At 68.9% G+C, this 16,605-nt stretch carries 18 protein-coding genes; 6 read left to right on the top strand and 12 right to left on the bottom strand.

Annotated features, from left to right (window positions below):
• Nucleotides 1-214: 214 nt before the first annotated feature.
• From ABZ470_RS11540 to ABZ470_RS11525, 4 genes are all read right to left on the bottom strand, one after another.
• Nucleotides 215-439 (bottom strand): BldC family transcriptional regulator, encoded by a 225-nt coding sequence (locus ABZ470_RS11540; RefSeq protein WP_362911256.1) that lies wholly within the window; start codon nucleotides 437-439, stop codon nucleotides 215-217.
• Between the two features lie 18 nt (nucleotides 440-457).
• Entirely contained in the window at nucleotides 458-691 is a 234-nt protein-coding gene (locus tag ABZ470_RS11535; RefSeq protein ID WP_362911255.1) for a hypothetical protein, read from the bottom strand.
• Between the two features lie 370 nt (nucleotides 692-1,061).
• Nucleotides 1,062-1,400: a hypothetical protein gene (locus ABZ470_RS11530; protein WP_362911254.1), complete on the bottom strand. Its 339-nt coding sequence runs from the start codon at nucleotides 1,398-1,400 to the stop codon at nucleotides 1,062-1,064.
• Between the two features lie 406 nt (nucleotides 1,401-1,806).
• Nucleotides 1,807-2,034, bottom strand: a complete 228-nt coding sequence (locus ABZ470_RS11525; protein WP_362911253.1) for a hypothetical protein — start codon at nucleotides 2,032-2,034, stop codon at nucleotides 1,807-1,809.
• A 394-nt stretch (nucleotides 2,035-2,428) separates the two neighbouring features.
• On the opposite strand from ABZ470_RS11525, the gene ABZ470_RS11520 reads away from it, so the two are divergent.
• Complete coding sequence (locus tag ABZ470_RS11520; RefSeq protein WP_362911252.1) at nucleotides 2,429-3,697, top strand: transcriptional regulator; 1,269 nt, start codon at nucleotides 2,429-2,431, stop codon at nucleotides 3,695-3,697.
• On the opposite strand, the gene ABZ470_RS11515 is transcribed toward ABZ470_RS11520, so the two are convergent.
• Both ABZ470_RS11515 and ABZ470_RS11510 read right to left on the bottom strand, forming a co-directional pair.
• Nucleotides 3,678-4,340, bottom strand: a complete 663-nt coding sequence (locus ABZ470_RS11515) for an HAD family hydrolase (protein WP_362911251.1) — start codon at nucleotides 4,338-4,340, stop codon at nucleotides 3,678-3,680. The two genes, ABZ470_RS11520 and ABZ470_RS11515, sit on opposite strands and share 20 nt — an antisense overlap.
• Nucleotides 4,341-4,422: 82 nt before the next feature.
• The gene (locus ABZ470_RS11510) at nucleotides 4,423-5,310 is read right to left on the bottom strand and encodes a helix-turn-helix transcriptional regulator (RefSeq protein ID WP_362911403.1); all 888 of its coding nucleotides are present in this window, start codon (nucleotides 5,308-5,310) and stop codon (nucleotides 4,423-4,425) included.
• A gap of 146 nt (nucleotides 5,311-5,456) precedes the next feature.
• On the opposite strand from ABZ470_RS11510, the gene ABZ470_RS11505 reads away from it, so the two are divergent.
• Nucleotides 5,457-6,296: an SAM-dependent methyltransferase gene (locus tag ABZ470_RS11505; RefSeq protein ID WP_362911250.1), complete on the top strand. Its 840-nt coding sequence runs from the start codon at nucleotides 5,457-5,459 to the stop codon at nucleotides 6,294-6,296.
• Nucleotides 6,297-6,299: 3 nt separating this feature from the next.
• Here the strand turns inward: ABZ470_RS11505 and ABZ470_RS11500 are convergent, their stop codons facing one another.
• The 3 genes from ABZ470_RS11500 to ABZ470_RS11490 all read right to left on the bottom strand — a co-directional run bounded on the left by ABZ470_RS11500 (nucleotide 6,300) and on the right by ABZ470_RS11490 (nucleotide 9,674).
• Nucleotides 6,300-7,466, bottom strand: coding sequence for a polysaccharide deacetylase family protein (locus ABZ470_RS11500; protein ID WP_362911249.1), 1,167 nt, complete (start codon nucleotides 7,464-7,466; stop codon nucleotides 6,300-6,302).
• On the bottom strand, nucleotides 7,463-8,866 hold the full coding sequence (locus tag ABZ470_RS11495; RefSeq protein ID WP_362911248.1) for a hypothetical protein: 1,404 nt from the start codon (nucleotides 8,864-8,866) through the stop codon (nucleotides 7,463-7,465). The genes ABZ470_RS11500 and ABZ470_RS11495 overlap by 4 nt, the downstream gene beginning before the upstream one ends.
• Nucleotides 8,867-9,050: 184 nt before the next feature.
• Nucleotides 9,051-9,674 carry a TetR/AcrR family transcriptional regulator gene (locus tag ABZ470_RS11490; protein WP_352014001.1) on the bottom strand — a complete coding sequence of 208 codons (624 nt, stop codon included), beginning with the start codon at nucleotides 9,672-9,674 and terminating at the stop codon, nucleotides 9,051-9,053.
• A gap of 128 nt (nucleotides 9,675-9,802) precedes the next feature.
• Between ABZ470_RS11490 and ABZ470_RS11485 the strand changes: the two genes are divergently transcribed.
• Nucleotides 9,803-10,003 (top strand): ferredoxin, encoded by a 201-nt coding sequence (locus ABZ470_RS11485; protein WP_352014002.1) that lies wholly within the window; start codon nucleotides 9,803-9,805, stop codon nucleotides 10,001-10,003.
• 61 nt (nucleotides 10,004-10,064) lie between these two features.
• Here the strand turns inward: ABZ470_RS11485 and ABZ470_RS11480 are convergent, their stop codons facing one another.
• Nucleotides 10,065-11,429, bottom strand: a complete 1,365-nt coding sequence (locus ABZ470_RS11480; protein ID WP_362911247.1) for a glutamine synthetase family protein — start codon at nucleotides 11,427-11,429, stop codon at nucleotides 10,065-10,067.
• Nucleotides 11,430-11,604: 175 nt separating this feature from the next.
• On the opposite strand from ABZ470_RS11480, the gene ABZ470_RS11475 reads away from it, so the two are divergent.
• The 3 genes from ABZ470_RS11475 (at nucleotide 11,605) to ABZ470_RS11465 (ending at nucleotide 14,568) form a co-directional block, all read left to right on the top strand.
• Nucleotides 11,605-12,414: an acetoacetate decarboxylase family protein gene (locus ABZ470_RS11475; RefSeq protein ID WP_352014004.1), complete on the top strand. Its 810-nt coding sequence runs from the start codon at nucleotides 11,605-11,607 to the stop codon at nucleotides 12,412-12,414.
• 211 nt (nucleotides 12,415-12,625) lie between these two features.
• Nucleotides 12,626-13,198 carry a MarR family transcriptional regulator gene (locus ABZ470_RS11470; RefSeq protein ID WP_352014005.1) on the top strand — a complete coding sequence of 191 codons (573 nt, stop codon included), beginning with the start codon at nucleotides 12,626-12,628 and terminating at the stop codon, nucleotides 13,196-13,198.
• A gap of 380 nt (nucleotides 13,199-13,578) precedes the next feature.
• Nucleotides 13,579-14,568 carry a DUF11 domain-containing protein gene (locus ABZ470_RS11465; RefSeq protein ID WP_362911246.1) on the top strand — a complete coding sequence of 330 codons (990 nt, stop codon included), beginning with the start codon at nucleotides 13,579-13,581 and terminating at the stop codon, nucleotides 14,566-14,568.
• Nucleotides 14,569-14,738: 170 nt separating this feature from the next.
• Here the strand turns inward: ABZ470_RS11465 and ABZ470_RS11460 are convergent, their stop codons facing one another.
• Both ABZ470_RS11460 and ABZ470_RS11455 read right to left on the bottom strand, forming a co-directional pair.
• Nucleotides 14,739-15,284 (bottom strand): DUF11 domain-containing protein, encoded by a 546-nt coding sequence (locus ABZ470_RS11460; protein ID WP_362911245.1) that lies wholly within the window; start codon nucleotides 15,282-15,284, stop codon nucleotides 14,739-14,741.
• Between the two features lie 197 nt (nucleotides 15,285-15,481).
• The gene (locus tag ABZ470_RS11455) at nucleotides 15,482-16,420 is read right to left on the bottom strand and encodes a hypothetical protein (RefSeq protein ID WP_362911244.1); all 939 of its coding nucleotides are present in this window, start codon (nucleotides 16,418-16,420) and stop codon (nucleotides 15,482-15,484) included.
• Between the last annotated feature and the right edge of the window lie 185 nt (nucleotides 16,421-16,605).

The following is a 16,605-nucleotide window of genomic DNA, read 5'->3' as shown; positions in this document are numbered from 1 at the left end:
CAGCCCTCACCTCCGACAAACCCGCAGGTCGCCGAGGGTGCTCCCCGCGCACGCGGGGATGGTCCGGCCGACCGGCACCGGCAAGACCACGGCCATGCGTGCTCCCCGCGCACGCGGGGATGGTCCCGTCGTCGTCGAGGGCCCCGCCGGGCTGGACATGTGCTCCCCGCGCACGCGGGATCGTCTGCCCCCTCGAAGAGGTGGGAGATAACGATCAAGGTGTGGTGTTGAGGAGGGCGTTGATGTCGGTTTCTCGGTAGCGGCGTTGGTTGCTGGGGGTTCTCACTGAGGGGATGCGACCGGTCAGCGCCCAGCGGTTGACGGTTTTGGGGTCGACGCCGAAGATGCGGGCGACCTCGCCGGGGGTGAGCAGTCGTTCGGTGGTGCCGGTTCCGGTGGTGAAGGTGCCGTCGGGGGCGACGGCCTTGAGTGGGGACACGGGAGGCTCCAAAAGGGGTCAGTGGCGGGTGCGGCGGAGGATTTCGTCGTGGTGAGCCAGGGCTTCGGCGAGGCGGTGGAGGGTGGTTCGGCCGAGGATGTCGCGGGCTCCGGCCGCGCGTTCGTCAGGCCGTAGCGGTTTGTAGCGGATGGCCCACCATCGGGGCAGGCCGGGCAGGTGGAGATGTTCGTAGCGCCAGGCGGGGTGGGCGCTGATGAGCAGGTCGATCATTCGTCGCTCGTAGTCGGTCATGGTCGTCCTGGTTCGGAGGGCGGACAAGAAACTCAGGCCGCAGGCCGGGGGCACTTCACCGAAGTCCGTGGACCTTTCTTCGTGCAGGTCATGAGGGCGGTCGTAAGGCCCTTCAAGTCGTAAGGCCCTTCGAGGGGGCGGGTGCCCGGCCCCGAGCCGGGGAGCACGACGGCCGGGCACCCTGGAGGAGGACCGGCCCCACGAGTGAGACCGGTGCGCCAGACGACTCCCCTTCCCCAACACGCTCAGAACGTGCGTGGGAGCCGCCTTGCGAAGATGTGCGGTCCAGGTCCCTCCTACCTGGACCGCACGTTCATGGGGTACGGCGGGTAGCGGGTGGGATGAGTTTCCACCGCCCGCCGTACCGGCTTCACGAGCGCAGTAACCTGCGCAGTCCGGTGGGACGATCCAGCGCGGCGCCCTGACCGGTCCGTACGGTTCGAGCGGCCTGGACCAGACCGGATGCCCTCGCCAACTGCCTGACCCGAGCGGACTGGATGGCGCGGGCGACGGCGACGGCCTGGATGCTCGGCGGCACCACCGGAGACACCTGGGCGCTCAACTTACGGTCCAGTTCCTCGGCGGACTCGGCCCGCACCAACAGCACCTTCCCGGGGTACGGCCTGCCGGACAGGACGCTCCGGTAGGCGCTCCACAGGCCGGACCGCGAGCTGTGGAAGACCAGCCAACCCGGATGAGCCGTCTGCACGGAGTTACACGCTCGATCTGAAAACTCAGAAACTTGACGAGGAGCCCAGGCCGGGAGCATCATGCCGCCCTCCCACCCGGCGAACGCCTTTCGGTCACGTCCCGGCCCCGCACCTCAGCGGCCGGACGCCTCCGCCGAGCCAACGAAGGCGGCGCGAGCCGGATCGCCCGGATCATCTCCGCCTCCCGCATCCGCTCCTCCAACCCCTCACCAGTCGAGTCCTCGACGATGACCGGGCGTGGGCCGTCCCAGGCAGCCATGGCGTAGAAGCTGCGTCGGCCCAGACTGTAGAGAACCGTCCAGTCCGCCCACGCCAGGTCGATTCGCTCGGCCTCAGCGCGGGCCGGGCCATCCCACACCCTTCGATAGACCGGCGCGTACTGCAGGCCGTCCCGATGCCGACCGGTCACGAGGCCGCCCCCTCACCGGCATCGCGGGCCTTCTTCTCCTGCTTGGCCACGGCCTCCCGAACCTCCTCGAAGGTGTCGGCGTCCACCGTCGGCTCCGCCCCCGCACGCAACGCCGTACGCGGGAAAGCACGGTTACGGATCGCCCAGAACCGCCCGGCATCACTGATGATCAACCGCCACCCCGGAATCGCCGGGGCGGTCGTCGTGGACGTGTCGTCGTGCACGGCTCGGGCCTCCCTTGTTCTGATCAAGAACTCGTTCCGGCGGTCCAGCCACCGGGCGGGTCCGCCTGCGGGCAGTAGGGACCTGGAGTCCCTTCGTTCGGTAGAGCTTGTGGCTGGTGCAGGGGTCAGGTATCCACGTTGCTGCCCTGGCAGGCCTTTCACGCCGGGGGTATGGACCGCGCGCAAGACCGCTACCGGCAGGCCAACCCATAAATGGATGCCTGAGCTCGTCGTCTGTAATGGTGAGGCAGCCACACGGCTCAGAGAAGGCCATCTAGAGGACTTTCAGAGGACTCTTAAAGGACGTAGCCAGCGAGTATGCGCAGGTAACTACCCCTCAGGTAGCCTTTTTTGTACTCTGAAGTCCTGTAGTAGCTCAAGGTTGGAGGCCGTCATGCCGCGAGAGTCCGGCAACGTTCACCTCAAAGCAGCCCGCCAGCACGCCGGATACGCCTCACAACAAGCCCTGGTGGACGCGCTCGCCCGCGCCGGAAGCGAACTCGGCGTGGACCACACCGAGGTGAGCCTTCGGCAGGTACGCCGCTGGGAGAGCGCCAACCCGCCATGGCCGCACGCCGTTCACCAGCGCCTGCTTGAGCACATCCTCGGGCTTCCGATCGCGCAGCTGGGATTCACCCCGCCCTGGGGCGCCCAACCCGAACGGCAGAACGCAACGCCCCGAACCTCGACCACCATGTCGGCCACCCCACCGCTGCCTCTGCCATCTCCGACGACCACGACACAACCGGCGTCGATCGCAGTGGACTACGCCTCTGTGACCAAGGCACACAGACGGCTGTACTGGCGCGTCCAGCCACCCCTGATCCGCGCCGCAGCGACAGAACACACACGATTCGGCACCCAGCTGCTCAGCGAGATGAGCGGCGCGCCCCGACGCGTCCTCGCCACAGCCCTGGCCGAGTCCCTCCTGCTGGTGGGCCGCATCGAGTTCTTCGACCTGCGCCAGCCGAACGAGGCCGACGCCAGGTTCGTTGAAGCTCTGCAGGCGGCCGGAGCCGCCGACGACCAACTGCTCGGCGCCGCCATCCTGGGCCACGCCGCCTTCGTGCCCGGCTGGGCAGGAGACCGGGACGGAGCCGCCGAACGACTCCGCGCCGCCCGTGCCTACATGCGACGTGCGGGTTCCACACCCGCACTCTTCACGGCCTGGCTGTACGCGGTCGAAGCGGAATGTGAGACACGATGCGGCAAACACCGGGAAGCGCTACGCGTCATCACCAAGGCAGAAGACACCCTGGCCGACGCTGACGAAACCCCGCTGCCGGAGTGGTTCGACTGGTTCTCACCGATCCGTCTGGCCTCCTTCAAAGGCAACACCCAGCTCAAGGCAGGCCACCTGCCCCAGGCCCGTCAGACCCTTCTTCACGTTCTGGAAGAACTGCCCGACGAGGCCAGGAAACAGCGCACCGTCGTCCTGGGCGACCTGGCCGCCGTCGAGGCCGCCGAAGGCAACCCGGAAGCCGCATGCGCCCACGCCGACGAAGCCCTCGACCAACTGTCGATCACCTGGTACGCCACGGGGATGGAACGCATCCGCGAGGTACGGCGAGCTCTCGAACGATGGGCCGACCTCGACTGCGTTCTCCAACTGGACGATCACCTGTACGAGTGGCGCACCACCCTCATCGCGCTTCAGCGTTGAGCGTCTCTATCCCGCCCAGCAGATCAGCCAGGGAGTCAAGGCGCAGGCTGGGGAGCCGGGCGGCCTCCGGGTCGGCCTGCTGGATGGTTCCCCACGGGCCGCGCCTGACCAGCGCGGTCCTCATCCCCGCCGCCACCGCCGGGCGGATGTCGTTGTCCAGGCGATCCCCCACATACAAGATCTCCCCGGCCTCGAACGGCACCATCTCAGCCAGCCGCGTGAAGAACAACGGGTCAGGCTTGGCCGCCCCCCAGTCGTCGGAGGTGCCGATCAGGTCCACGTCCTTGGCGAACAGCTCCCGCAGGATGCGACCGGCCCGCACGGTCTGGTTACCGGCGATCCCCAGCCACAGGCCGGCCTCGCGCAACGCCGCCAGCGCGGGCCGTACATCCGGGTAGAGGTCCTCCTCACCGAAGGTCTCCGCCCGGCCCGCCGCCGCACGAACCTCCCGCTCCTTGTCCAGGTCGAACCCTGGACGAAACACCTGGAAGGTCTCCCGGTAGTCACGCCCCTGAGCGATCACCGCACCGAACACGGCACTGAAGGTATGCCGGGGAACACCGAGCCAGTCCGCCCAGGTGCCGTACTCACGGCTCTCATCCACCAGGCACTCACCGACATCGAACACCACCGCGCGAATCATGCCCGCAGCCTACGACGCCCCCTCCCGCACAAGCGGACATGAAGACGACAGGAAACACACCCTCAGCGAAAGCCCGAAGCCCTCACAGTTCCTTGAGGATTCGCTCCAGGATCACCGGGGTCGCGTTCGGTTGTTCGGCTTCTATGTCGAGGCTGTTCATGACGTGCCAGTACTTCTCGGTCTCCGAAGGTTTGTCCAGGTAGAGGGCACCGGCGAGTTGTTCGAGGTAGACCACGTCGGGCAGTTCCCCCTCGGGGAAGCGCAGGATCGTGATGGGGCCCGCCGCGCAGGCGTGTCCTCCCATGTGGAACGGCATGATCTGCAGGGTGACGTGGGGCAGTGCGGACAGGCGGATGAGGTGCTCGATCTGGGCGCGCATCGTCACGGAGCCGCCGATGAGACGGCGTAGCGCGGCCTCGTCGATCACCATCCACAGCTTCGGCGGGTTCCTCCGGAGCAGCAGCTCCTGGCGTCGCATCCGCAGGGCCACCCGTCGTTCGGCCTCCAGGGGGCTGACGTCGCGACGGCCGAGCTGGACGACGGCCCGCGCGTAGCCCTCGGTCTGCAACAGGCCGGGGACGAACTGGACCTCGTAGCTGCGGATGACGCTCGCGGCCTGTTCGAGGCCGAGGAAGGCCTCGAACCAGTCGGGCACCACGTCGTGGTAGTCCTGCCACCACCCCGGCACGTTCGCCTGCTCGGCCAGCGAGAGCAGCGTCGCACGCTCGGCCTCGTCCGCCACGCCGTACAGGGTGAGGAGGTCGGCCACGTCACGCCGTTTGAAGCTGGTACGGCCGAGCTCCAGCCTGCTGATCTTGGAGTGCGAGGCCCGGATGTACTCCCCGGCCTCCTCGCGGGTGACGCCCCTGGCCTCGCGCAGCCGGCGCAGCTGCGCGCCGACCAGCATCCGCGCCACCGTTGGTCCCGTCCGCCGGTAGTCAGGCGTGAGGTTCTCCTCCGACGAGGTCATGCTCGTCCGAACAGTACGCACGCTCGCTCCCTATTCAGGATGTACGGCCGGGTCCAAGCTTTACATGCCGGACAGGTCCGGCACAGGGGGATGAATCCATGGAACCAAGTGTTCATTATCATCCTAATGATCATGACGGAGGCGTCATGACACGGGAGCAGGGAGAGCTTGTGGACGACAGGACGGGTTTCTCCGAGGCCAGCAGGCTGAACCCCGGGGTCGCGCACAACGCCAGGGTCTGGAACTACTGGCTTGGCGGTAAGGACCACTACCCGGCGGACCGTGAGGTCGGCGAACGGGTCTTCGGCATGTTCCCGAACATCGTGCACGTCGCCCGCGCCGACCGTGCCTTCCTCGGCCGTGTGGTCAACCACCTCGCCGGGCAGGCGGGCGTCAGGCAGTTCCTCGACGTCGGGACCGGCCTGCCGACCGTGGACAACACCCACGAGGTCGCCCAGCGCCTCGCCCCCGAGTCGCGGATCGTCTACGTCGACAACGACCCCCTCGTGCTGGTGCACGCCCGCGCCCTGCTGACGAGCACGCCCGAGGGCGCGACCGACTACATCGACGCCGACGCCCGCGACACCGCGAAGATCCTGCGCGAGGCCGCCAGGACACTGGACCTCGACCGGCCCGTCGCGGTCATGCTGCTGGGCATCCTGAACTTCATCCTCGACACCGACGAGGCGCTGGCCATCGTGCGCGGGCTGATGGCGGCGGTGCCCTCGGGCAGCTACCTGGTGCTCACCCACCCGACCCTGGAACTGGGCGGGGAGGCGAACATCGAGGCGATGCGGTTCTGGAACGAGCACGCCACGCCCCCGATCACCGCCCGCAGCGGCGAGGAGATCGCCCGCTTCTTCGACGGCCTCGACATCCTCGACCCCGGCCTGGTCTCGTGCTCCCTGTGGCGCCCCGACCTCCCCGAGATCGGTGGACTCCCCGCCCGGATCTCCCAGTACGGTGCCCTCGCCAGAAAGCCCTGACCGTCAGAGGGCGAGGAGATCGGTGACGGTCACCGGGTGGAGGCGGCGGCGGGCAAGGCCCCTGAGGATGTGGGGCATCGCCTCCGCCGTACCGGGGTGGCCCAGGTGCAGGCTGACGATCGAGCCCGGCCGTACGGTGTCCAGGACGTTGGCCGTGACGGTCGCCACTCCGGGGTCGTTGTGGTCGTCGGAGTCCACGTCGTAGGACAGGCAGGTCCGGTAGCCGACGCGGGCCGCGAGTTCGCGGACCATGGGTGTGGCGTGGTGGGCTCTCGACGGCCTGAAGTAGGAGCCGATCGTCCCGGTGAGGCGGCGCAGCCTGGCGGCGCACCGGGCGATCTCGTCGTAGGCCTCGCGCTCCCCCATCGAGGAGATGTCCAGGTGGTGCTCGGTGTGGTTGCCCAGGTCGTGGCCACCGGCCAGGACGCGCCGGGCCATCCGGGGGTACCGGGCGAGCCAGTCGCCGACCGCGAGGACCGTCAGATGGGCGCCGTGCCGTTCGGCCTCGGACAGGACGCGTTCGGCCAGGTCGGCCGGTCCGGCGCCGTGGAAGGTCAGCGCGACCTTAGGCCGGTCCCGGGGACCGTTGCTCACCTCGCGGGCCATGCGCCCGGCACCGGACCGCCTCCTGGCGGACATGCGCTTCCGGGTGGCCGGGGTGGCGGCGGGACCGGGAGCGGGGGCGGGGTGGATGCCCAGGGCCTGCCACGGGTCCGGTACGGCCTGCCCGGGACCGGGGGCGGGGTGCCAAGGGCCTGGGGCGGGGCTCTGAAGATCCGGAGGATCGGAGGTGGGCCGCCATGATCTCCGGACGGGGTGCTGGAGATCCGAGGCGGCCTGCCCGGGAGCGGTGGGCCGCCAGGGGCCCGGGGCGGGGTGCCGGTCGTCGGGGAAGGGTTGCCAGGGTTCTTGAACGGCCTGGCGAGGGCCCACAGCGGGGCTCGCAGAGGGCCCCACGGCGAGGCCCGGAGCGGCCGGGACGGAGAGGGGCCGGGGAGTCGGCACCAGGGAGGCCTCCCCTGGGAACGCCCGCGGAACCGCCTCGGGCACCATCTCGGGAGCCGCGCCCGGCCCTTTCCTGCCCGGGGAGCAGGAGACCACGCCGCCGAGGGCGGCGACGATCCCGAGGCCCAGGACCAGGCGCCGTCCGACCACGGCCTCCCCGTTCACCGGAAGATCCCGGTGTGGCCGAGCGAGTAGCGTCCCGGCTGGGGGTAGACGGCCAGGCCGTGCGGTCCGGCGCCGACGGGGATCTTGCGGATGAGACGGCCGTCGGCGGTGTCGAGGACGTAGACGACCCCGTCGTACCTGCCGGACAGCCACAGGCGGCGCCCGTCGGCGGACAGGCCGCCCATGTCCGGTGAGCCGCCGCCGGGGATACGCCAGGTGGCGACCGGTTTGTGGCGGGCGAAGGAGATGACCGAGACCGACCCCTCGCCCCGGTTGGACACGTACAGCAGCTTCGAGTCACGACTGACGTAGAGGCCGTGGGCTCCCTCTCCGGTCCTGACGAAGCGTTTCACCCGGAAGTCCTTCGCGCCGACGAGCCACACCCCGTTCCTGGACATGTCGGCGACGTAGAAGGTGGTGCCGTCGGGGGACAACTTGACGTCCTGCGGCATGCTCCCCCGAACCCCGGCCGTCCCATGCCCTCCGGGCACCATGTGACTCCCGGCCACCACGTGCCCTCCGGACGTCACATGCCCACCCGGCGCATGGTCCCCGGTCCTCACCTGCCCCCCGGACGCCCGCCCACCCGGCATCACGTGACCACCCGGCATCGCGTGCCCAGCCCGCGCATGCCCTCCGGACGTCGTGTGGCCGTCGGCCGTGGCGTGCCGTACGCCGTCGGTGTCCGGGTGGCCGTGGGGCACCTTCGCCTGGGTCAGGTCGACGACGGCGCGGACCTTCCTGGCGGCCACGTCCACGGCGACCAGCTGGCCGGAGAACTCGCAGCTGGCCAGGAAGACCGTCTCGTCGGCGGTGAAGTCGCCGTGGTTGACGCCCCGGCAGGGCATCGGCAGCGAGTGCCGCAGCCGCATGGTACGCGGGTTGCGGAAGTCGAGGCGGTTGTTGCGTTCGGCCATCACCAGGGCGGTGCGGCCGTCCGGGGTGAAGTACAGGTTGTAGGGGTCGTCGACGGGGATGGACCTGCCCGGTCTGCCGGTCTTCGGGTCGATCGGGGTGAGCGTGTTGCCGTCGTTGTTGTTGACCCACAGCGTCTTGAGGTCCCAGGAGGGGACGACGTGCTGTGGTCGTCCGTGGACGGGGAACTCGCGGATCACCCGGTAGGTCCTCGGGTCGATCACGCTGACGGTGTCGCTCTCGCTGTTGGGCACGTAGACCCGCGGCGGGAAGTCCCTCACGGCCGGGCTGAGCATCCCCGGCCGGTCGTGGGCGTAGACGTCCGGCGTCTTCGGCTCCGCCCTCACCGGGACCCGCCCGTGTGGGGGCTCGGCGGGGCCGGCCGGTACGGCGGGGCCGCTCCCGCATCCCGGCACGCACGCGAGCGCGATGACCAGGGCCGTGCCGGCGCGAAGCCGCCCTCGTCCGTCTTCCAGCCGTCTCATGACCGCCCCCGTCGCCCTGGTTCCAACGAGGGCCCGTCCCGCGGAACACCTGGGCGACTCCCCGCGGAACAGGCCCAGGGAAGACGCTAGGAACCCCTCGGTCAGGAAAGGGTCATGCCGTGGTCATCGGTGGCCCGCCTTTTCCCGCTCCCGGGCGCGCGCCGGCCACCCAGGTCAGGAAATGTCAGCTCTCGAAGGGAGGTACGGCGCGCAGCCCGGCGAGGGCGAGGCCGACGGCCCTTCTGCACCCCTGGAGCACCTCCTCGGCGGGGCCGCCCTGCTTCAGACCCATGGAGATCGCGAGTTTGGCGGTCCCGACCACGGAGCCGACGGCGGCGCACGCCTCGACGGCGTCGAGTTCGCCGGGGAAGGCGTCCTGGAGGGCCTCGACCATCTGGTGCTGGACGTCGAACATCAGCAGCAGCGCCTGCGCCCTGAGTGAGGGGACGCTCATGACCAGGCGGTTGATCTCGGTGATCTCCCAGCCCATCTCGGCGTCCTCGGCCAGGGTTTCGAAGATCGTCTCCACGGCGCGGGCCAGCAGGTCGGCGGGGCCCTCGTCAGGGCGGCGTTCGGCGAACGTCCGCAGCAGGCGGTCGAGGCTCTCCCTGGCGTCGCACAGGACCACCTCCTCCTTGCTCGCGAAGTAGCTGAAGAACGTCCGTGTCGAGACGTCGGCGGCCATGGCGATCTCGGAGATGGTCGTCTGCTCGTAGCCCTTCTCCAGGAAGAGGCGTAGGGCCCCGGAGATCAGAGCATGTCTGGTACGGAGTTTCTTGCGTTCGCGCAGCCCGGGGACCTCACCCATGGGCGAATCTTAGTGCATGGAATTATGTTATGCACTTATTGCAAACTTACACCACATGTACTTTTATGGGAGATGACAAACGATCTCCTCCCACGCCACCGCACGGGCCACACATACTGGAGGATCCGATGAAAATCCACACCGACACGCAACGGTGCGTGGGCGCGGGCATGTGCGCGCTCACGGTGCCCGAGGTGTTCGACCAGAGCGAGGACGACGGCACCGTCGTCCTTCTCGACGCCGAGCCCCCGGCCGCCCAGCGGGCCGCGGTCCAGCGGGCCGAGCGGCTGTGCCCTTCGGGAGCCATCTCGGTGCTTCTCGACGACTGACCGCCTGGCTCCCCGTCCCGGCCGCGTGACCCGCGAAAGTCCGGCCGGGACGGGAAGATCATCAGAGGTGGTAGGCGTACTCGCGGAACTCCCAGTCGGTGACGGTCCTGGAGAAGCGCTGCACCTCGTCACGCTTGTAGGCCAGGTACGCCGCGGCGAACTCCTTGCCCAGCACCTCGGTCAGCTCCGCGTCGGCCTCGAAGGCGTCCAGCGCGGCGGGCAGCGTCATCGGCAGCACCGGCGCCTTGGTCGCGTCGTAGCCGTAGCCCTCAAGCGGGGCCGGGGGCGTGATCCGGTCGCGGATGCCGAGGTAGACGGCGGCCAGCAGTCCCGCGATGCCCAGGTAGGGGTTGGCCGAGGCGTCGCCGAGCCGTACCTCGATGCGGCTGCCCGCGCCGCGCTCCGGCGGGATGCGCAGCATGGCGCTGCGGTTGTCCAGCCCCCAGTCGTTGAGCCAGGGCGCCAGGGTGTCGGGGCCGAAGCGCTTGTAGGAGTTGATCGTGGGGTTGAGCAGCGCGGCCAGGGCCGGGGCGTGGGCGAGCACACCGCCGATGGCGTGCAGCGCGGTGACGGAGAGGCCGTGCTCGGCGTCCTGGTCGCCGGGCTGGGCGGCGAAGACGTTGCGGCCCTCGGCGTCCACACATGACAGGTGGACGTGGAAGCCCGAGCCGCCCTCGTCGTCGAAGGGCTTGGCCATGAAGGTGGCCATCAGGCCGTCGTGCCGGGCCAGCTCCTTGATCGCGCCCTTGAAGCGGAAGGCGCGGTCGGCGGCGTCGAGGGCCTCGGAGTGGTGCAGGTTGATCTCGAACTGGCCGCCGGAGAACTCGTGGTTGCCCATGGTGACGCCGATGTCGAGCTTGCGCAGGGTGCGCAGCGTGCGCAGGACGTGGGACAGGCGGTCCCCCTTGCGCCCGGTGACGTAGACGTTGCCCAGGGCGTCGTCGTAGCGCCGCCACCCGCTGGACGAGCCGGGCGTGGGGTCGGGTTCGAGCAGGTAGTACTCAAGCTCGGGACCGGCCATGGCGGTCAGGCCGAGGTCGGCCAGGCGGGCGACGGCCGCGCGCAGCACCTGGCGGGGGGATTCGAGGAAGGGGTCGCCGGTCGCCGGGTCGTAGGCGTCGCCGAGGACGTGGGCGACGCCGGGCTCCCAGGGCAGCTCCACCAGGGTGCCCAGGTCGGGGCGGATGGAGACGTCGGGCAGGCCCCGGTCCAGACCCCCGGGGACGGGGACGGTGTCCCCCTGGGGTGAGGTGTAGTAGACGGCCTGGCAGAAGGCGACACCGCTGTGGACGACGTCGGGCAGGCGTTCCAGCAGGACGTCCTTGCCGCGCTCGGTGCCGATCAGATCGGGGTAGCCGACCCGGACGACGTCGATGCCCTGTTCGCTCAGGCGCTCGACCGTCCGTTCTGCGGACTCCGCGCTCACTGCGTCCCCCTTGGTTCGTCCCAGGATTTCGTTTGGATGCAAAACATACGCCTCGAACAGCCGGGGAACAAGGCTCCAGCCAGGAAGGCGGCCGTTCCCATCGTGACATCTCGCAGTTCAAGGCATATCGTATGGCCCCAAACAGTCTGAGACGTTCCCTAGGCAAGGAGACATCGTGGCCACGGTGCGCGGCTTCTTCACTCCCAAGACGGCGACCGGCCGCTCCTCGCTGGTCCCGGCTCCGCCGTGGTACTACTCCGGTGATCTGCTCACCGTCGAGTATCGCACCGACCCCGCCAGGGTGGCCGAGCTGCTGCCCGAGCCCCTGACCCTCGCCGACGAGGACCCCGGCGCGGTCGCGATCATCTGGGCCGACTGGCAGTCCTGCTCGGGAAGCAAGGAGGAGCTCCTCGACCCGGTGCGCTCGCAGTACAAGGAGTGCTTCGTCGTGGTGCGCTGCGCCTTCGAGGGGCGCACCTTCTCCCGCTGCGTCTACATCTGGGTGGACAAGGACTTCGCGATCGCCCGCGGCATGCACCAGGGCTACCCCAAGAAGCTCGGCTCGATCCACCAGACCCGCCCCTACCCGTACGGCCAGGCCGCGCCCCGCATCGGCGAGGGCGGCACGTTCGGCGCCACCCTGGCCGCCGCCGACCGCCGTCTGGCCCAGGCCGTCGTACGGCTGAACGAGCCCAGCGAGACCAACGGCTTCGTCAACGGCCACCCGATGGCCCACAACCGCTGGCTGCCCTCCATCGAGCCGGGCGGCGGCCTGGCCCTCGACGAGCTGATCTCCAGCGCCGGGCAGTCCTTCGAGGGCGGCCAGGCCTGGAAGGGCGACGCCGAGATCGAGCTGTTCGACGCCCCGACCGAGGAGCTGTCCGCGCTGCGCGTCGAGGAGGTCATCGGCGGCTACTACCGGCAGGTCGGCGTCGTCTGGAACGGCGGCACCCTGCTGCAGGCGGGTGGCTCCGGAGCCGAGTGACCTTCCGGATATGACAGGACCCGTGCGGTGCAACCCCGTACGGGTCCTGTCATATCCGGCGCCAGTCCGTTGACGTGCGCGGCGGACATCCGCTGGGATGGAAAGGAGAGCGCTCCCCTGACCGGCGGAGGGAGTGACGCCGTCGAAAATGGCGTGAGGATCTGTTCTTCCCGGCCGGCCACCACCCGCCGTACGACATCGAGGAGTTCGCGTGCCCGCGTACTATTCATTGACGGAGACCGAGGAAGCGGTCAGCCGCCGCCTCGGGAGCATCCCGATCAGACGCGAGGCACTGGCCGCCGTCTCCAATCTGCACCGTGCGGCGACCGCCGTACGACAGCACCTGGAGAACTCCGCCCTGCGCGTGGCCGACCTGACCTGGAGCGCGTTCGTCGTGCTGTGGGTGGTGTGGATATGGGAGGAGATCGAGACCCGGCACGTCGCCGCCGAGGCCGGCATCTCCAAGGGCACGCTGACCGGCATCATCAAGACCCTTGAGTCCCGTGGCCTGGCCGTACGCAGCCAGCATCCCGACGACGGCAGGCTGGCCCTGCTGCGGCTGACCCCCGAGGGGGTCTCCCTGATGGAGCGACTCTTCCCCGCCTTCAACGACGAGGAGGCGTTCGTGGTCACCGACCTCGACGCCGAGGAGGCCGTGACCCTGGCGGAGTCCCTGCGCCGGATCGTCACCCATCTTGAGGAGCACGGCGAGGAGCGCCGCGCGAAGCTCCGTAAGGAGAACCCGGCTCCGCCGCGTCGCGGTGGCCGCCGCCGCGCCGAGTAGCCCCTTCGCTCCGCCTCGGGCGGGGTCCCACTCGTTCTCCGGGTGGGACCCCGCCTTTTTGCGCTTTCCGGCCTGAAGGACAAAACCCGGTTGATATGGCCCTATTTGCCATTCCGGGACGATTGCCCCTGGCCTTTCCCTAGGGGAGTTAACGGAAGACCATCGCGGCTTTCCGTTAACCACCCCATCGGAAACCCCTACTACAAACCATTGACAAAACACCACACCGGGTGCGCGACCTCGCGTTTCTCAAGGAAATAGCATGCATTGCTTTATTACCTAAAAGGAGAACCGTGATAAAAGAGACATTGTTCGCCAAAGCTATCCTGCGTTCTCGTCGCTCGGTGTGGCTGTCCGTGGGAGCGGTGACCTGCGCGCTCATGATGGCCCTCCCAACCTCGGCGAGCGCGGCCGGCACGACCGGCGCCCCCAAGGCCGGCAAGATCGCCAAGATCGCCAAGTCGGCCCACGTCGACAGGATGGGCAAGGTGGCCAGGAGGGCCAAGACGGCCAGGGGGCCCGTGCTCCGGCACCGCGCACGGGCGGCCGCCGACCAGAAGAGGGCCCGGCTGGTCGTCCATCACCGCACGGTGTTGCGCGAGACGCCCCGGGCCCTGCGAATCAGGCAGGCCGACCCCGAGGCCACCGTCAACGCGGGCCAGACCGGTATCTACACGCTGAGCGTGACCAACAACGGCCCCTCGGTCGCCACCAACGTCGTGGTCACCGACACCCTGGACCCCAGGCTTGAGATCGTCCCTCCGCTGCCCGAGGGATGCACGGCCGAGGGCCAGGTCGTCACGTGTACGGTCGCCTCGCTCGCCGTCGGCGCGACGCAGACCTGGGACATCACGGTCAGGGTCCGGCCCGACACGCCGGTCGGGACCGTCATTCCCAACGTCGCCGACGTCGACTCCGACAACTCGACGCCGGAGACCAGTAACAACGCCAACATCAACGTCGCCGCCGAGTCCGACCTGTCGATCACCAAGACGGCCGGCACGCTGAACTCCGGTGGCACCGGCACCTACACCATCAAGGTCACGAACAACGGGCCGTCGGACGACACCGGAGTCGTCGTCACCGACACCCTGCCCGCCGGTCTGACGTTCGTCTCCAGCACACCGTCCGGTTGCACCGCCGCGGGACAGGTGGTGACCTGCCCGGTCGGCACCCTGCCCGCCGGAGAAAGCACGGACATCGTGCTGAACGTCAACGTCGACGCCACCGTGACCGGAACGGTCAGCAACACCGCCAGCGTCACCGGCGACAACCCCGATCCCAACACCGACAACAACAACATCACGATCGACACGCCGGTCAACGCCGTGGCCGATCTGACGATCACCAAGTCCGTGCGGGCCGGATAACCCCGCTTCCCGTAGCGCTCGCCGTCCGCCCAGGCGGACGGCGAGCCCGACGGACCGAACGGACGCAGAAGCGGCCACGACATGGCTCAGGCGGCTCCCTTGTCGGGAGCCGCCTGCTGTGTGTCTCAGGACGGTTCTAGGACGGTTTCACGGCGGTTTCGGGGCAGGGCTCAACCGGTCCGGCGGGCCGTCCACCGTACGGCGGAGCCCGCGACGACCAGCAGCCCGGCCAGGCCGAGCAGCCAGGCGGGGAAGCCGGTGAACGGCAGTTCCTCCCGGGGCACCGGCGCCGGTCCGGCGACGAGCGGCGGCCTCTCGAAGAGCGGCGGCCTCTCGACATGCGGAGGTCTCTTGACGTGCGGAGGTCTCTTGACGTGCGGAGGCCGGTTCGTCACCGTGATCTCCGCGCGCCCGAGGTTGTTGTCGAGACGCGACTCGGGGGTCACGCCCGACACCTTCGCGACGTTGCGCAGCCGGTAGCCGTCCGGTGTGTCCGGGGAGACCAGCCCCCGCCACTCGACGGTGACCGCCTCCTCCGGACCCAACCTCCCCAACCGGCAGGTCAGCACCCGGTCCTGGTAACCGCAGGAGTCGGGGCTGACCGAGAGGAACGTCAGCCGGTCGTCGAGCGGGTCACGTACGACGACCTCGCGCGCGACCGCGGGTCCCACGTTCCTGATGGTCATGGCGAAGACCACCTCATGACCGGCGCGCACGGTTTCTTCCGCTTCGGCCGGTCCCTGGATGCAGGCCAGAGACAACAAAGCCATTGGCCATACGGCGTTCGATCTCTTCACTCATAAGCCGATCAAGTCGCTGAACAGGGAAAACTCCACGAGTTATACACCCGGTCACAGTCTGTCGGCATCGTGCCACACCCAGGGCAGACCAGTTCGTCAGACAGCGCGGACGATCAGCTCACCGGGCTGACCGACTTGGTGATGGACAGGTCGACCCCCGCCGCGGCGCATCCGGCGGGCAGGACGGCGGGGTCGGGCGGGGGCACCACGGCCCTGACCACGTTGGTCACCGTGCCCGTCACCACGTCGAAGATCTGGCTTCCCGTCTGCGAGGTGTCGTAGAAGACGATCTGCGGACTGCCGGCGGCGCGGCCCGCCACCACGGTGAGGCCGGTGAAGCGGTAGCTCCCCGCGCCCGTCATCTGCCCGGTCACGGCGATGGTGAAGTCACTGCCACTGGTCACGCCGGTCGCGGTGCTGGTGTAGGTCCCGGAGATGTACAGACCCATCCTGTTCGCGGTACCGCCGGTGGCCAGGACGATGCCCTCGTTGGTGGTCGAGCCCTCGGACTCGTAGCCGAACCGGAAGTCGGCTATGCACCTGTTGTAGAGGGTTCCCGAGGTGGTGGCCGAGCCGATGACCGTGATGGTCCCGGTGTTCGTCGTGGTCGAGCCGTTCTGGAAGGCGCCGACCGTGGTGTCGCCGACGTTGGTGAACGAGCTCTGCTCGGCCAGCGTCAGCGAGCCCACCAGGTCGATCGTGCCCTCGTTGGTCAGGCTCGCCGTACCGAACAGCGTCTGTGATCCGGTGCCCTGCCAGGTGGCCCCCTTGTGGTTGATCAGCACCGAGTTGGCACCGGCCTGGATGATGCCGCTCACCGAGACCGTGCCCTCGTTCTCCAGCAGGAAGCCGTTGCTCAGCGCCTGGAGCGTCTGCACGTCGAGTTCGCCCCGCACGTGGATCGACCCGACCGGGGCGACGCCGAAGGAGGTCACCGTCCACTTCGCCCCGGGGGCCAGGCAGGCGACGCCACCGCCGGTCACCATCGCCGAGAGGCTGTTGTAGGTCCCCGCCTGGAAGAGCACGACCATGCCCGCGGAGATCGGTGGCACGGGGCTCCCGCTGGTGAGGGTAACGGTGGGATTCGCACACGCCGTGTCGTAGTCAGCCGCGTAGGCCCTGGGAACAAATCCCACAATAGTGGCCATAGCCACGCAAGCCCCTGCAATCACAATACTCACGCACTTCACCATGCATGCTTTATCGGCATCGTTATGCGGTTGTAACCACCTTCATC

Source organism: Streptosporangium sp. NPDC020072 (assembly GCF_040631445.1).
GTDB lineage: Bacteria > Actinomycetota > Actinomycetes > Streptosporangiales > Streptosporangiaceae > Streptosporangium.
The sequence above is the reverse complement of the archived record's forward strand: the minus strand, read 5'-3'. Positions and strand labels throughout refer to the sequence as shown.